This window comes from Oceanobacillus piezotolerans (assembly GCF_003665065.1).
GTDB lineage: Bacteria > Bacillota > Bacilli > Bacillales > Amphibacillaceae > Oceanobacillus > Oceanobacillus piezotolerans.
In genome coordinates, this window is the sequence record NZ_RCHR01000007.1 from 1 (window position 1) to 17,012 (window position 17,012).

Genomic DNA, 17,012 nt, shown 5'->3' on the forward strand with positions numbered 1-17,012 from the left:
CCAATCAATTCTATGTCTTAGCTTTTAGAAGTGTTACCTTCTATTTAAAAGAAAAAACGAGTTTTCTTTTTGTCCTAACATACTGGTTGTTTTGTTCAGTTTTCAAAGAGCAAATTTTGTTTTGGCTGTTTCGCAACAGCGACTTTATTAATATAACATATCGCTAATAGTGAGTCAACCTTTTTTATAAATCTTTTTTTTGAGCTTTTCTCACTGCTGCTCCGTCAGAAGCAACGTTAATAAATTTACCACGTTAAGTATGTAAAATCAAGTAGATTTTTGTGGAAATAAATGTAAATACAAATGATTTAGCACACTATTATATAGAATACCTCAACTTAGGAGAATATACATAAAGAAAACCTCAATAGAAAGTCTATTGAGGTTTTTCTCATTTACTTCGCATTTGCGGAAATAACAATACATCTCGGATAGAAGGTGAATTAGTTAATAACATAACCAAACGATCAATTCCAATTCCTAGTCCTCCTGTTGGCGGCATACCATATTCCAGTGCCTCTAGGAAGTCTTCATCTAACAGATGTGCTTCATCATTTCCTTCTGCTCTTTCTTTCATTTGTGCTTCGAATCGCTCTCTTTGGTCGATTGGATCATTTAATTCACTAAATGCATTTGCATGTTCACGTCCAACAATAAATAATTCAAAACGGTCCGTAAATCTTTCATCTTCACTATTCTTCTTAGCAAGTGGTGAGATCTCCACTGGATGGCCATAAATGAATGTAGGTTGAATTAAAGTTTCCTCTACTTTTTGTTCAAAAAATTCGTTTACAACATGGCCATATGTCATGTTCTCTTTAATCGCTACGTTATGTTCCTTAGCAAGACTGCGTGCTTCTTCATCTGTCATCGATTTCCAAAAATCTACACCTGTTTGCTCTTTGACAGCATCAACCATATGAGTTCTCTTCCATTTAGGTTCCAGATTAATTTCATAATCGCCATAAGTAATAGAAGTTGTTCCTAATACTTCTTTGGCAATATGTGCAACCATATTTTCCGTCAGTTCCATAATATCGTTAAAATCGGCATACGCCTCATATAACTCAATCATAGTGAACTCTGGATTATGTCTGGTGGATACTCCTTCATTACGAAATACTCGCCCTATTTCATAGACCTTCTCTAACCCACCAACAATTAGCCTTTTTAGATGCAATTCAATTGCAATACGCATATAAAGTGGAATATCTAGTGCATTATGATGTGTAACAAAAGGTCTCGCCGAAGCTCCACCAGGAATACTATGCATCATTGGCGTTTCCACTTCCAAATAACCATTTTCATTTAAATACTTACGCATGGATTGAATAATCTTACTCCGTTGGATAAACGTTTGCTTGCTTTCCATATTGGTTATTAAATCTAAATAACGTTGGCGATAGCGTTGTTCAACATCCTTTAAGCCATGATATTTCTCTGGCAGAGGGCGCAAGGATTTGGTTAACAACGTGAATTCTTCTACTTTTATAGATAATTCACCCATATTCGTACGGAAAATATCACCAGTTACCCCCACGATATCTCCTAGGTCAATAGTTTTAAAGATATCGTATGCTTCTTCACCAATTGTATCTTTACGGACATAGATTTGAATTTGGCCGCTCTGGTCCTGAATGTGAGCAAAGCCAGCTTTCCCTTTCCCACGCTTTGTCATAATCCGTCCAGCAATAGTTGCTTTCTCATTCTTATCATCTAATTCTTCTTTCGAAAGAGCATCATATTGGTCAAATATCTCTTGTGCCAAATGAGTACGTTCGAATTTCCCACCAAACGGGGAAATACCAGTTTCTAGGTATCCATTTAATTTTTCACGTCTTACAAGCATTTGCTCATTCATTTCTTCAGACATTTATAGCCCTCCAGTCGTTTATCCTCAATTATCGGCCGCCATGCTTATACACTATATAGTAACAACCATTAACCACACGATTCAAGTTGCGCATACCTACCTATGTTTATATAGAAGTAAGTATACTCGAAAAAATAATGAATTTCACGCATATAGCATAATAGCATTCCGAAAATCCCAATTGCTGATCCTCTGTCAGCCTGTTATTTATTTACCCTTAAAATTTTAGGGTGAAAAAGCCCATATTATGTAGTAGTGTTCATAAAAATTTGCCAGAAATATACTAGCAGATTTATCTCATCAAACTTATAGCATACAGCTTATATTTTCATCACATGTATATAGTATATCCAATAGCTGCTTTCTAACAAACCCATTGGATGATTTAAATACCAGTCTATTCATTGGCTTACTGGTCTTACAACTTAAACGATGCCGTCTGCAGGTCGAAAAACATAGAGCAGTGAGTTCATCCCTCTTCCTGTCCGTTTGGCATCCATCTCCTAACTCCCTTTATGTCAGACTCCAGTAGTTCACTTCGCAATTCACTGACTGTCTTGTTCCATTTAGGCACCATTATATCTGGAGAGATTTCATATAAGGGAATGACCACAAACGCTCTTTCATGCATTCTTGGATGCGGAAGTATTAATCTTTCTACTGAACTATTTTCTTGGTTATAAATCAAAATGTCAAGGTCTATTGTTCTTGGGCCAAAACGAATATTCCTTTCTCTTCCTAATTGGTATTCAATGCGTTGACAGAAATCCAACAAGCTTATGGATGAAAGGGAAGTCTCGATCTCAATAACAATATTCAAAAAGTCAGCTTGATCTAAATAGCCCACCGGTTCTGTTTCATAGATAGATGATTTCTTAATAATAGTAATATCTTTATGACTTTCCAGTATCTCCATAGCCTTTTCAAGGTATTGGTACCTTGGCTCGATGTTTGTTCCTAACGAAAGAAAAGCGTAGCTCCTCATACGGTTTTCTCCCGGTAAATTTCGACCGCTACCGATTTATAATGGCCAACGATAGGAGGATTCGGCTTAGTAACACGTACTAAACAAGCCTCTAACTGATCGAAAGATTCTAGGAGCGTGTCGGCAATAGAATGCGCTACAGCTTCAATAAGTTTCTTTATATCTCCCTCTACAATGCTTCTCACCTTTTCATATACCTCTCCATAATGAATTGAATCGTTCATATCATCTGTCTTACCTGCCTTTTCTAAATCAACATACAATTCCAAGTCGACGTTAAATCGCTGTCCAAGTTTATTTTCCTCAGGCAATAACCCATGGAATCCGTAAAATTCTAATTCATTCAAAATGATTTTATCCAATTGCAGCTCCTCCTTTTCCTAGCATGGTGTCAGTCATTACAGCCAGTTGTTTATGAAGCGCAACATTATGGACACGTACCATGTGTGCCCCCTTCACAATACCAAGGCAGGTAGTTGCACCTGTACCAATATCTCTTTCTTTCGGTTCCTTAATTTGCAGCACACTTCCAATAAACCTTTTTCTTGATGTTGCAAGCAGAAATGGATAACCCATGTTAACAAATTCTTCTAAACGATTCATTACCATCATGTTCTCCTCAGCTGATTTGGCAAATCCTACTCCTGGGTCCAGAATAATATGCTCTTTCGGCACCCCAGCGCGTATTGCAATCTCAATACTTTCCTCTAGATCCTGTTTCATATCATTAATCAATGAGTGATAATCTGTACTTTCTCGATTGTGCATCAAAATAATTGGCACGTTTAATTCTGCTGCAACACTCGCGATACCAGGGTCCTTCTTGGCACCCCAAATATCATTAATAATATCAGCTCCAGCTTCAACAGCTGCCTTTGCAGTATCTGCTTTAAAGGTATCTATGGAGATAGGGATATCAATATGTTCTTTTAATGCTTTAATAACGGGAACGACACGCTGGATTTCTTCCTCTGCCGATACGGGAATATGTCCAGGCCGTGTTGACTCCCCACCAATATCAATAACATCAGCACCTTCAGCTACCATGCGCTTTGCTTGTATGATGGCATTATCAAGTGTCGTATAACTCCCACCATCTGAAAAAGAATCTGGAGTTACGTTTAATATCCCCATAATATGTGTACGTTCATTTAAATCAAGCGTTTTTGTCCGTGTTTTAAGTAACATGATTTACAAACCTTCTTCCTGTCTCATTTCTATTATTATCCTATCATAAAGCAATCCTTCATTCAGGATATTTTTTCATAAAAAAAGGACTAGCTATTAACGCTAATCCTTTAAAAATCTAATTAATCTTCAAACTGATAAAGTGGAGTAGATAAGTATCTTTCACCGTTGTCTGGGAATATCGCTAATACCTTTTTACCTTTACCTAATTGTTTCGCTACTTTCTTAGCAGCCGCTATTGCTGCACCAGCAGATACCCCACCAAGAATACCATTTGTTCTAGCCACTTCACGAGATGCTTCATATGCTTCTTCGTTCTCAATTTTAATAACTTCTTCGTAGATGTCTGTATCCAAGATTTTCGGCACAAAACCAGCACCTATTCCTTGAATTTTGTGCGGGCCTGGTTGCCCTCCAGATAATACTGGGGAGTTTGATGGTTCTACAGCATAGATTTTAATACCGTCAAAATGTTCTTTTAGTACTTGACCTGCACCTGTAATTGTCCCACCAGTTCCAATACCAGATACAAACGCATCTAAACCATCATCCATTTGCTTCACAATTTCAGCTCCAGTTGTGCGTGCGTGTACTTCTGGATTCGCTTCATTATTAAATTGCTGCGGCATAAAATAACCATGTTCTTTTTGTAATTCTTCCGCTTTTTTAATCGCGCCCTTCATTGCTTCAGCACCAGGAGTCAAAACAAGCTCTGCACCGTATGCACGCAATAAGTTTCGACGCTCTAAACTCATCGTGTCCGGCATAACAAAAATTGCTTTATACCCCTTAGCAGCGGCAACCATTGCAAGACCAATACCAGTGTTTCCACTTGTTGGTTCAATGATCGTATCCCCTTCTTTTAATGAACCTTCCTTTTCCGCAGCTTCTACCATCGCTAATGCAATACGGTCTTTTACTGAACTTCCCGGATTGAAGAACTCCAATTTCACGTAAATATCAGCACTATTTTCGTCCGCAATATGATTAAGTTTTACAATTGGTGTTTCCCCAATTAATCCTGTGATTGAATTCGCTACTCTCATCATTATCCCCCTTTTTAAAATTCCAACCATTCTTATATGATTAATTTATATTTTTTTTAGGTTTTTGTCAACTATAAGTTAAGCTTTTATTCTGTACATTACCTATTTCTATTCTTCAAAAATCCAATCTATTTCCAACTCTCCCCATAATCGTGAAGCGGATAGTGATTCATCTGTTTTTTGCATTGCCAGTTCACTTTTAATATATGGTTTCAATTCGTCATAGGTAAAAGTGATGGAGGGAAGCTTTCGATGTAAATAAATAATAGCAATTCCAGTATCGGCTCTAAATGGCTCACTATAGGTACCCTCTTCCATATCATGAGCTACCTCTTCATAGCCATTAGGGAAAAACTGACTGTTTGTGTGAAGAAAACCGATATAACCACCATTATTTTCAGATTCTTCATCCATTGTATATTCCTCCGCTAATAAAGGAAAAGACGCTCCCTGTTTTAATTCTCCTATCACTTTCTCTGCAGTTTGCATATCTGGTACTAAAATATGCGATAGTTGCATTGCGGCAGTGAAATTGTATTGGTTCCCATGAAGGTCATAGAAGTTCTTAATCTCCTCCTCGGGAATCTGAGTATCCATTGTTAAAAGCTGTTCTAACTGATAACGATAAATGATATCTCTTCTCCAACCATCTTTAAGAAGTGCATATTCCTCCTTAGAAGTTATCCCCTGCATTGTTGCTAGCAAAGAAATTTCTCGGCTTATGACCTTCTCATCCACTTCAATTTTGTTTTCCTCTGCTAATTTTTCTACTACTTCTCTATCTATCATCGTTTTCAGCTGATCCTTGCCATACGTATTAGTTAGAGAATTTATCCAAGCTTCGGATGTTATAGTCTCTCCGTCTACAGTAGCAACCGTATCTCTCGCACTTAATTTCTGGTTGTCCTCATCTAGGGTAACCATTTCCCCTCTGCTAAAAATAAGAACAGATGCAATGTTAGTAATAAGCAGAACTATAATCACAGCTAGCAATAATTTCTTAGACATTACCAGATACTTCCCTTCACTGCTGTTTCAAGTCTTCTAGTTCTTCTCTTGTAAAGGTGTATGTCTCATTGCAGAAATGACAACTCGCTTCCGCACCATTATCTTCTTCAATCATATTCTGAATTTCTTCTTTTCCTAATCCAATAATAGCATTCGCAATTCGCTCTTTTGAACACTTACAACGGAATTCAATAGGCATTTTCTCATGGATTTTTACTTCTTCCCCTACAAATAATCGCTGTAAAATTTGCTCTGGAGTATTTCCTTCTTGAATTAATTTTGATATTGCAGGTAATTCATTGATTTGATTTTCCAGCTTTGTGATAATCTCTTCATCTGCACCAGGCATTACTTGGACAATAAAACCTCCGGCAGCCAAAATCGTATGATCAGGATTCACCAGCACTCCTGCACCAACTGCGGATGGAATCTGTTCCGATGTAACAAAATAATACGTAAAGTCCTCACTTATTTCCCCAGAAATAATTGGAACCTCACCAGTGAAATAATCTCTTAAACCTAAATCTTTGATAACACTTACCTTGCCTTGGCGTCCAACTGCACGAGCCACATCTAACTTTCCTTTTTCATTTAAATCAAAATCAACATGGGGATTGATGACATAGCCTCTAACATGGCCCTTAGCATTACCGTCCGTCACAATTGCACCAATTGGACCATCACCTTCTACTTTAACAGTAATAGAATCATTTCCCTTAAGCATAGCTCCCATCATAGTGGTGATGGTTAAAGTACGCCCTAACGCAGCAGAAGCAGTTGCCCATGTATCTTGACGTCTTCTAGCTTCTTCCACCAATTCTGTAGAGGTTGCAGCATAAGCACGAATCATTCCATTATATGTAGTAGCTTTAATTAAGTAGTCTTTCATGAAGTCATCTCCTTATTATTTCTTACAGATTTTTCGTATATAGAGTAAAGTCCTTTTAATGTTAAGTATGGATCAACCACATCTATCGTTTGTGAATCACCTGCAATAAGTTTAGCTAAGCCACCTGTTGCAATAACTTTTGGCTTTACATCTTCTTGTTGCATCATCCGAGTAACTAAACCATCTATCATCCCAACTGTACCATAGTATACACCTGATTGCATTGCCTCAACCGTAGAGGAACCAATGACATGTTCCGGTGCTTCTATTTCTATTTTTGGTAACTTAGAAGCATAGCGATATAATGCATCAATCGATATATTTATCCCTGGAGTGATAATACCTCCACAATATTCCTTTTTATCATTAATATAGCAATAAGTGGTTGCTGTCCCTAAGTCGATAATAATTAATGGTGCACCATATTCTTCAATGGCCGCAACCGCATTGACCACCCGATCTGCACCAATTTCTTTAGGATGCTTATAATTCATTTTCAAATACGGTGAATAATCTTGCTTTCCGATAATAACTGGTTCAAGATTAAAATACTTTTGGCACATTTTCTCAAGCGCAAACATAATTGGAGGTACAACAGATGAAATAATGACACCTTCAAAATCTGAAAAAGTAATCCCTCTAAAATCAAATAAAGACTTAATAAGCATTCCAAATTCATCTTCAGTCTTATGTCGATCTGTTTTTATTCTCCATTCATATTTCAATTCTCCTTGGTCGAATACCCCTAATACCATATTCGTATTCCCTATATCAAGAACAAATAGCATCCTTTTCCCGCCTTTCTAAATCTATATAATCAAGGATAATTATTGTAACTGTATTATTTTTTTAATATACCACAATTTAAAAGCAGCACCAAAAACTAACAACCACCTAAGCAAATTCGTCAGTGATCTATCATAACTTTTTCAGAATAGTCGGTAGCATCGCTACGAAAATACACTACGCTTTCCGCGGGCGCTGTTGAGCCTCCTCGAGACTGACGTCTATGCGGGGTCTCAACTAGGCTTTTCATCCCGCACGAGTCTCCGTGTATTTCCTCCGCTAATTTGTGCTATTAATCTTTAAACAATTTATAGAGGAAACACCACCCCACTATACATGAAGTGATTGTAGCGGAGGGCAGTCGACTCCTGCGGGAAAAGCAACAAGCGAAGACCCCGCAGGAAGTGGTCTTCTTCCGAGGAGGCTGAGACGTTGCCCGCGGAAAGCGTACTGCCTGTAGCGGAAATCACGAGCGCATATTTCTAATGTGTTTCCAGATGTTTTTGCAGCAATATACTGAATTAAACTAATCAGAAGCCTATCCATTTTGTCATTAACAATAACTATAAAAAAGGAGTAACCGCCATATGGCAATTACTCCTTTATCAATTCACTTACTTCTTATCTTTATCAGAAGAGTCTTTATCCTTCATAATAGGATCGTTAATATAACTTTTCTCTTCTTTTTTATTCTCATCAGCAGCTTCTTTTGCTTCTTCAAAAGAAGTACCTTCGTCTTCTTTTGTTTGGATATTTACCTTCACATCATCTTTAGATAGATCTGATTCAGGTAACTTTCCATCTTCAAACAAGGATTTAATCTGTTTCGCATCTAATGTTTCCACTTCAAGCAATGTTTGCGCGATTAATTCCAGTTGTTCACGATGTTCAGTAAGAATTTTCTTGGCTCTTTCATAGCAGTAATTAATAAAGTTTTGCATTTCTTTATCAATCTCATAAGCGATTGTATCACTGTATGTTTGTTCATTTTGCAGGTCGCGGCCCAAGAATACATTACCGCCCCCACCACTTGAAAACTGAATTGGCCCGATCTTATCACTCATGCCGTATTCTGTAATCATCTTATTAGCAATATTAGTTGCACGTTGGAAGTCATTGTGAGCACCTGTACTTACTTCTCCAAAGATAATCTCTTCAGCTACTCGACCACCTAATAAGCCAGTGATTTTATCAAAGAGCTCTGGTTTAGTCATAAAGTAACGATCTTCTTTAGGAAGCATAACTGCATATCCTCCAGCTTGGCCACGTGGCACTATCGTAACTTTATGTACCACATCAGCATCGTCTAGAACCATACCAATAACTGTGTGTCCACTTTCATGATACGCAACAATATTTCGCTCTTTTTGTGAAATAACCCTGCTCTTCTTAGCAGGACCTGCGATAACACGGTCTGTAGCTTCATCGATATCATGTTTATTAATTGTTTTTCGATCGTCCCTGGCTGCAACAAGCGCTGCTTCATTTAGCAGGTTTTCTAAATCAGCACCAGAGAAACCTGGTGTACGCATCGCAATTGTTTTTAGATCCACAGATTCGTCTAATGGTTTGTTTCTTGCATGTACACGTAATACCGCTTCACGACCATTGACATCTGGACGATCTACTGTGATTTGACGGTCGAAACGTCCTGGACGTAATAACGCCGGGTCTAGAATATCAGCACGGTTTGTTGCAGCAATAATAATAATTCCTTCATTTGCAGCAAAACCATCCATCTCAACCAATAATTGGTTCAATGTCTGCTCACGTTCATCATGGCCACCACCAAGACCAGCGCCACGTTGACGACCTACCGCATCAATCTCATCGATAAAGATAATACATGGTGCATTTTTCTTTGCGTTTTCAAATAGGTCACGCACACGAGATGCACCGACCCCCACAAACATCTCTACAAAGTCCGAACCACTTATAGAGAAGAATGGCACACCTGCTTCACCAGCAACCGCTCTTGCCAGCAAGGTTTTACCAGTACCAGGAGGACCTACTAAAAGTACCCCTTTTGGAATACGTGCACCAACTGCAGAGAATTTACGCGGGTCTTTCAAGAACTCTACTACTTCCACTAGCTCTTGTTTCTCTTCATCCGCTCCCGCTACATCTTTAAAACGCACTTTTTTCTTTTCTTCTGTATACATTTTAGCCTTGCTTTTTCCAAAGTTCATGACACGGCCACCACCGCCGCCACCTTGAGCTTGACTAAATATAAATAAGATAAATAAACCGATTAGTAAAAATGGAAGAATTCCAGTTAAGAAAGTGAGCCAAGGACTTGGTTGCTCTTCCTCTACTACATTTAAGACACTTTGCTCTGTTGCAGTTTCTGTAACCTGAGCAATGATATTCGGATTATCTGGTAATTGTGCTATAAATGGTGTATCTCCATCTGATAGTTGCCCTGTTACCCGATAAATACCATGGGAGGGCTGCAAAACCATTTCATTGATCTCACCATTATTTAATGCGCTCATAAACTCTTGCACATCAAGCTGTTCTCTTTCTTCACCTTGTCCATTGAACACTCCAATTACGCCGATAACGACAAAGAAGATGAGCATCCAAAAGAACACGTTCCGGAAAATCTGATTCATTACGTACCTCCTCCCTGACGGGGAAAACTATAGTTCATCGTACCATAGGAAAAACTTTAAATACAACTAATTTAGCTTGAAAACCTTTAATATTTTGAATGATTTACAATTATTAAAAATGAGGCAGAAGAGCATGAGAAATTATATCAATTTGTCAGCCCATAGCGTTTATTCTCCGCTGTATACTTCTGGTTTAAGCACACCAATATATGGCAGATTACGATACATTTCTTTATAATCTAAACCATATCCAACAACAAATTCATTAGGAACATTAAAACCAACTAAGTCCGCTTTAATATCTGTTGTTCTACCTTCAGGCTTATCTAATAGAGTCACAATTTTTATTGATTTTGCTTTTCTATATTTAAAGAGATCTACAAGATAACTTAATGTTAATCCACTATCAATGATGTCTTCAATAATCAGCAAATCTCTTCCTTCAACTTGTGTGTTTAAATCCTTAACGATTTTAACTTCACCAGATGAACGCATTTCATTTCCATAGCTTGAAACATCCATGAAATCCATCTCAACATGACAATCCATATAACGTAAGATGTCAGACATGAATGGCATTGCCCCTTTTAGGACTCCAACTGCAAGAGGAAACTTGCCATCATATTCAGCTGCTAGCGTTGCCCCTAATTCTTTACACTTATTTAAAATTTCTTCTTCTGAAACTAAAACGCGTTCAATATCATTTTGTATATTGTCTTTATGCATATTTTATCCTCCTGTTAGCTACCTTTTTCATACTGTAATTTAATCCACGGGCCTTCATTCTCTTCCTCTCCCTTAGGGAGCACTTGTCCTTTTTTTAGCCCAATTAACCACAGAACCTGATCCTTATTATCTACAACAATAGGCCATTTACCTCTTTCGTCATTTGCCACTTTGTAATCAATAAATATATCCTTCACTTTCTTTGTTCCATTTAACCCTTTCCATGTCATTCTATCTCCAGGTTTTCTAGTCCTGACACGCAATGGAAGTTCTATGCTCTTGAGGTTACAGTAATAAGTAAAGACATCATTTGTCCTTATTTCATCTGCAAACACTGCAGTCAAAGAATCACCGTCAGGTAATATAACTTTACCCGGAACTGGTAATAATTCTTGAAAGGCATGATTTTTGGGGTTTTCAGGAAGGAAACGAAGTGTGATCGTATTGTATGACTTCTCTACTTTTAATTGTAATGGAAAATCAATCTTAATATTCCCACTATGTTTCAATAATGACAAAAATTGTTCTTCATGAACATAAGATAAGTACTTTGGTAAATTCTTGTATAGATAGTTTAATATTAGATGAAAGGCACGTCTTTGTAAAGCTTGGTCGTGTTCTAAAAACGTATTTATATCAAACGTTGCAGCCCGCTGTCCAGCCTCAAATTTGACGACATTTTCAACAAGCTTTCTTGCTTCTTTTTGTAAAAAAGCCTCATCCTCATTCAATGTTTCACTTAACTGTTGGATTGTTTGATGTAAATTAGAATTTTTACGCTTTAAGAGTGGCAATACATGCTGTCTGAAGTAGTTCCTTGTATATCTCGTATCAAAATTACTCTCATCTGTCCTCGCCTTAATTTGATAAGATTGGCAATATGTTAGTATCTCATCCTTCGTAATACAAAGAAAAGGTCTAATAATTTCCCCTGTATGAAATTCCCTTCTTACTGGAATACCAGAAAGATTGCTTGATGAAGCAGAGCGAGTAAGTCTCATTAACATCGTCTCAATCTGATCATCCCCATGGTGCCCTAATACGAGCTTATCTCCTTTATAGACCTCCATCTGCTTACCGAAAAACTGATACCTTAACTCTCTTGCCGCCACTTCTGTACCTAACTGATTCTCCTCCATATACAAAGGCACATCCAGCGATTGCCCAATAAAGGGAATATTCCATTCCCCACAAATCTCTTTAACATAGCGAAGATCTTCTTTAGAGCTTTCCCCTCTCAATTGATGATCAATCGATAAAGCAATAATGCTTAAGTTAAAGCTTTGCCTTATAGAATTAAAAAAGTGCAAAAGCGCCATCGAATCAGGACCACCGGAAACGCCGATTAGTACCCTATCATCCATAGACAATAGTTGATGGTGTTGTATAAATTCTAGTACTCGTTGTTTCATGTAAGCATCTCCAACCACTTAGCAAACTATTATTTCTTTTTATTATATAAAAAAACAGGGCAATAACCTAACAATAGCCATTATTTCTTCATCCAATGAGAACAGATAGAAGATAATATCCACCGGCGATAAAAGAGATACTGGTTAATTCAATATACAATGAAACGGCTGTCATATTTTTCTTTGTCTTATTTTGTCTGCGCGTTTTCCTATCTCTATTATGGAGAATTTTTGCAAGCTCTTTTTTCATTTCTGTGCTGTTACGATATTTCCCCGTTAGAGCCCCTCTTAAAACCTCTCGATAAGGTGCTAGGGGTTTAACCAGATCCAGCTTCTTAAATAATATTTTCTCTGGGTGTGGCCCTCTAACAAATCTCTTAGGATAATAAATATGCAGCATAATCATTGCTAAACAAAATAAATCATAGCTAGGTTCAGCACGTCTTGTTCCCATTCCCCAGTAACCTCTATCATAAAACTCCGTGAATTCCTTTATCCCTCTACCTAATTGTGTGGTTCCACCGACATCGACAAAACGCACCCTTGGTTGGCCAGAGGAAACGATAAGATTATCCAGCTTAAGGTCTCCAAATACCCAACCGGATTGGTGTAATCTCTCTAAGTCTTCCAATAACTGCATTAATAAGATTCCTATCCACCCTGAACCATGCTTTTTTAGAAAATCAGTAATCGTTTCTCCTTTTACATATTCCATTACATAAAAGGAATAAAGCTTTCCACTCGGAGACTTCCAGTCATCTACATCTAATAAATAAGGTCCAAGACGACTTCCTTGGACCTGTTGTAATGACTTTAAGACGTTTACTTCAAGCGTCATTGATGTGCCTTTATCACTTATTTTCAGTGCTGCTAGTTTTCCATTTACATCACACAAGTATACTGTACCAATAGCACCTTCTCCGAGCTTCTTATGAATCCGATAGTTTTTTTGATGCCATTTTCCACGAATAATTGTGCCTGTTTTCAATTTAGATTCAAGCTTCGAATGCGCCTGGGTCTTCATTTTTAAAGCTCCTTAATAGCGTCTTTTTACTAAATTGATTGATTGCTTCACGTATTGCTGGACCCGTTGGTGTAATTCCTCCGCTCGTTAGCTTTGGAAAGACTGAAGAAATAGAGTCTAACTTAGGTGACCAATCGAGAATTTTTTGTATATCTTTTCGCTTACCAGGGAAACTATAAACACAGAAAAGATTTTTTCCAATGCGTGAATTAAGACTTATAGATAAATCAATTAACGATTCTTTTACGGTAGGGAGCTTATCATGCATACTAGCACTTGTATCTACCAGAACAAGTACTTCTAAATTGCTTGTTTCACTAATATCTTCTACAACTTCTATAATTTCGCCGCGCTTTTCGGGAGCAACATCATCTAATGTTTGCTCTCGCCCTAATATTTGCTTTAATTCCTGGTTAACGAACCCTTGTATAGTTTGTGTCATGGCTTGCCTAGTAACCATTTGAATGGTTTGGGAAAGTGACTCTGGATAAACAATCTGGCTAACACCACCACCGGCCGTGGCAATATCCTCCACTTCTCTTAAACCTTCGACATCTTCATCATATCCCTCATCCAAAATCCCTATTACATTAACAGCTATTCCTTGCTCAAAAGCTAATGCTGCTACCTCAGAAGGATCTTCACCCTTATTAGAGCAACCATCTGTAATCAATAAAATCTGTTTCAACGTCCCTTTTTTCAATGTATATACCTCCCTTGTTAACCACTAGCATCATCCCCAGAAAAATAAGAGAATATACATAAAAAAGGTGTTGTGGATTACAGAGAGTCAGGAAGAATAAGACAGATTAGTTGAGATCGATAATAGCAGACATTAAAAAAGGCTACTATTCATAAACGAACATTAGCCACTGTAAAGAAATACTCTATTGTTCTAACAAACTAGGCATTTTTCCCATACAATGGAATGGATGCCCACTTTGGCTTATTTTTCTGAACCTTCGCTACTACAACTGTCATATCATCATCTATTTCCCCTGACTTGGTTCGAATAACTTCCTCGAGCAATATATCTGCAATCTCTTGTGGATCTGTAGTAGTCATTTCACGGAGCTTTCTCTTCATCCAGAGGTCTGTATTCTCAACATGCATGGGTCCATCGAAAATACCATCACTCATCATAATTAGCAGGTCCTCTGAAAGTAATTGTTCACTCACTATTTCTACATCTACATCTTGGATGATACCAATTGGCAAGTTACTCGCTTCTATCTTCAAGATATTATCTCCACGTTTAATAAAACTAGGGGTGGAGCCAGTTTTCAAAAACTGTACAAATGCATCGTGCAAATCAATTACTGCCAAATCTAATGTAGCAAACATCTCATCGGTTGTTCTTAGAGATAGAATGGAATTAATTGATTTAATTGCAACCTTTTCTGGTATTCCTGTTTGTAAAATTTGCTGAAGTAATCGCAGTGTCTCCATGCTTTCCTCTCTAGCCCTCTTTCCATTCCCCATCCCATCACTGATTGCCATTGCATATTTTCCAGCACCTAATTCTATGGTGGTATAGCTATCACCTGAAATAATCCCTCCACCCTTAGCTGCATTTGCAGCACCCGTTACCACGATAAATTCTTTTGCGGAGCTAAATGCTAAATAACTTGTCCCATTCGGAAATGGAGAGATCTCCTCCTGCTTCACTACAACCATTTCATTCAATATATCAGACAGAATCGGTGCAATTAATTTTGCTCCTTCTCCATGATAATTATAGAAAGAGGCTGTTAATTCTATATCGACATTCCCCTTCTCCAGAGAAAAAATATCTAACTTCTCAATTTCAATACCTATATGCTTCAAGGATTCAATAATCTGATTTTCCTGTAACTCATGATTTTGCCTTTCTTTAAGTATTTCCTTAGCAAAGTCCTCCATTACTTCGGAAACTCCTTGTAACTGGTCTGCAACCAGTCGCTTACTCTCTAATACTTGCTGTTTTAGTTTTCGATTCGCATCAAATAAGGTCATCTCTTCCTTCATAATCTCTACTACTTTTTTGGATTTAACACAATGATTCTCAAATTCCCTCAGTGTTTTAATGTTTAGAAGGCCCTCTCCTTCCATATCCTCCTTCATATCTGCCATTAAAGAATAAGTAGAGTCAAATTCTTTTTGCCAACACCGATCTTTCATAAAGCAAGTCTGACATGACCTTTCCGTAACCTGAGAGAGAAAGTAATCGGTTTCCTTCCTTTTCTCACTTTCATCCAGGCTTACTGAGTCCATTGTATCGAAGCTTTTTGCCAAGGCGCCAAACACGTCAGAGAACTGTTCTACCCGTTTAGCTGTTACATTACGGATTTTCTGCAAATATCGATCTTGCTCATTCTTGTATTCTTCTGTCCCTGGAATATATCTGGATATTTGAAGTATCCAAGCTGCAGGTGTTAGAAAGAATAGTAAAATGGCTACTGATGATTCTATTATGGACGGAATTAAGTTATCAGAACTTCCATAAATTCCAATTAAAAATGTTCCTACAAGTAACCCGACTCCAACCCCAACCTTTCTCCCTTCCTTCAGCAAGCCCCCTAATAAGCCTGAGAAGGCAAGTAAACTCATTTGATATAGATTAGCAACATTCGCTAATGATAAGATCAAACCGGCAACAACCCCTACCGTAGAACCGATAGATGCACCACCAACAAAGGCAAATAATAAAACAAAGTAACGAGATAAAGTTTGTTCAACCGACGCCCCATAGAAATCCCAACCGATTGTTCCAGTCAGGATAGACGCTATAAGAATTATCATACAGACGATCTCTTCATTTTTCAGAGTGGGTTTATAACGTTTTGGTGATATTAATGGAATACTTTGCATAAATATTAAAACAAGAACAGATCCCAAAACACCTTCTACTACCATTAGCATCCATTCGTAGGAAGAAAGCGGCCCATGAAACGAATAGATCCCAAGCCGGGCTAATGCCATCGAAAGAAATACAAAAATGGGGATAAGCACTTGTTGATTTCGCTTATTCTTAAACAGAGCTGCAATAAAAATAAACACCGTTATCGAGAGCAAAATAAAAATACTATGAGTAACCGAATAAGTCAAAGCACCGAGCAGAATAGCAACCATTGTTTTGAAGGTCATCTCCCGTTGGACAAACCATATCGTTGCAATAAATGCTACAGAAAAGGGGGAAACATCTGTTAAGATGATAGCCCGTCCAAGTAAAAACCCGACAATAAGAAATAAAAGTCCTTTTTCATACAGCAGGGCCTTTATATTTACTCCAAGCTTTTTCTTAAACTTCCCCGCCTGATCAATCTTCTCCATTCCAAACTCTCTCGCATTCGCCTTTGGTAGAGTTTCCATCATTACAACCACTCCCGTTATCTTTTCCATTAAGTAAAACATAAGTTGTCTTCATTTTTTGTCAAAAGAACAGAACTTGATTTATAAATCGTTCGACGGTATTCTATTT

General features: G+C 37.7%; 14 protein-coding genes. All 14 read right to left on the reverse strand.

The features are described from left to right. Positions 1–391 precede the first annotated feature (391 nt). Complete coding sequence (gene lysS / locus D8M04_RS16415; RefSeq protein ID WP_121524501.1) at positions 392–1,873, reverse strand: lysine--tRNA ligase; 1,482 nt, start codon at positions 1,871–1,873, stop codon at positions 392–394. Between the two features lie 469 nt (positions 1,874–2,342). Further along, positions 2,343–2,858, reverse strand: a complete 516-nt coding sequence (gene folK, locus D8M04_RS16420; protein WP_121524502.1) for a 2-amino-4-hydroxy-6-hydroxymethyldihydropteridine diphosphokinase — start codon at positions 2,856–2,858, stop codon at positions 2,343–2,345. Continuing rightward, complete coding sequence (gene folB / locus D8M04_RS16425) at positions 2,855–3,220, reverse strand: dihydroneopterin aldolase (RefSeq protein WP_121524503.1); 366 nt, start codon at positions 3,218–3,220, stop codon at positions 2,855–2,857. The genes folK and folB overlap by 4 nt, the downstream gene beginning before the upstream one ends. Then, complete coding sequence (folP, locus tag D8M04_RS16430) at positions 3,213–4,046, reverse strand: dihydropteroate synthase (RefSeq protein ID WP_121524504.1); 834 nt, start codon at positions 4,044–4,046, stop codon at positions 3,213–3,215. Before folP ends, folB begins: the two co-directional genes overlap by 8 nt. Positions 4,047–4,168: 122 nt before the next feature. Further along, the gene (gene cysK, locus D8M04_RS16435) at positions 4,169–5,092 is read right to left on the reverse strand and encodes a cysteine synthase A (RefSeq protein ID WP_121524505.1); all 924 of its coding nucleotides are present in this window, start codon (positions 5,090–5,092) and stop codon (positions 4,169–4,171) included. 108 nt (positions 5,093–5,200) lie between these two features. Then, positions 5,201–6,100 (reverse strand): peptidylprolyl isomerase, encoded by a 900-nt coding sequence (locus D8M04_RS16440; protein ID WP_121524506.1) that lies wholly within the window; start codon positions 6,098–6,100, stop codon positions 5,201–5,203. Positions 6,101–6,116: 16 nt separating this feature from the next. Then, entirely contained in the window at positions 6,117–6,989 is an 873-nt protein-coding gene (gene hslO / locus D8M04_RS16445) for an Hsp33 family molecular chaperone HslO (RefSeq protein ID WP_121524507.1), read from the reverse strand. Further along, positions 6,986–7,777, reverse strand: coding sequence for a type III pantothenate kinase (locus tag D8M04_RS16450; protein WP_121524508.1), 792 nt, complete (start codon positions 7,775–7,777; stop codon positions 6,986–6,988). The genes hslO and D8M04_RS16450 overlap by 4 nt, the downstream gene beginning before the upstream one ends. A gap of 612 nt (positions 7,778–8,389) precedes the next feature. Continuing rightward, positions 8,390–10,390: an ATP-dependent zinc metalloprotease FtsH gene (ftsH, locus tag D8M04_RS16455; protein WP_121524509.1), complete on the reverse strand. Its 2,001-nt coding sequence runs from the start codon at positions 10,388–10,390 to the stop codon at positions 8,390–8,392. Positions 10,391–10,558: 168 nt separating this feature from the next. Next, complete coding sequence (gene hpt, locus D8M04_RS16460) at positions 10,559–11,116, reverse strand: hypoxanthine phosphoribosyltransferase (protein ID WP_425464031.1); 558 nt, start codon at positions 11,114–11,116, stop codon at positions 10,559–10,561. Between the two features lie 14 nt (positions 11,117–11,130). Next, positions 11,131–12,528: a tRNA lysidine(34) synthetase TilS gene (tilS, locus tag D8M04_RS16465; RefSeq protein ID WP_121524510.1), complete on the reverse strand. Its 1,398-nt coding sequence runs from the start codon at positions 12,526–12,528 to the stop codon at positions 11,131–11,133. An 88-nt stretch (positions 12,529–12,616) separates the two neighbouring features. Beyond that, positions 12,617–13,552, reverse strand: a complete 936-nt coding sequence (locus D8M04_RS16470) for a protein kinase domain-containing protein (RefSeq protein ID WP_121524511.1) — start codon at positions 13,550–13,552, stop codon at positions 12,617–12,619. After that, positions 13,524–14,255 carry a vWA domain-containing protein gene (locus D8M04_RS16475; protein WP_121524512.1) on the reverse strand — a complete coding sequence of 244 codons (732 nt, stop codon included), beginning with the start codon at positions 14,253–14,255 and terminating at the stop codon, positions 13,524–13,526. The genes D8M04_RS16470 and D8M04_RS16475 overlap by 29 nt, the downstream gene beginning before the upstream one ends. A gap of 200 nt (positions 14,256–14,455) precedes the next feature. After that, entirely contained in the window at positions 14,456–16,903 is a 2,448-nt protein-coding gene (spoIIE, locus tag D8M04_RS16480) for a stage II sporulation protein E (RefSeq protein ID WP_425464035.1), read from the reverse strand. Positions 16,904–17,012: the final 109 nt, after the last annotated feature.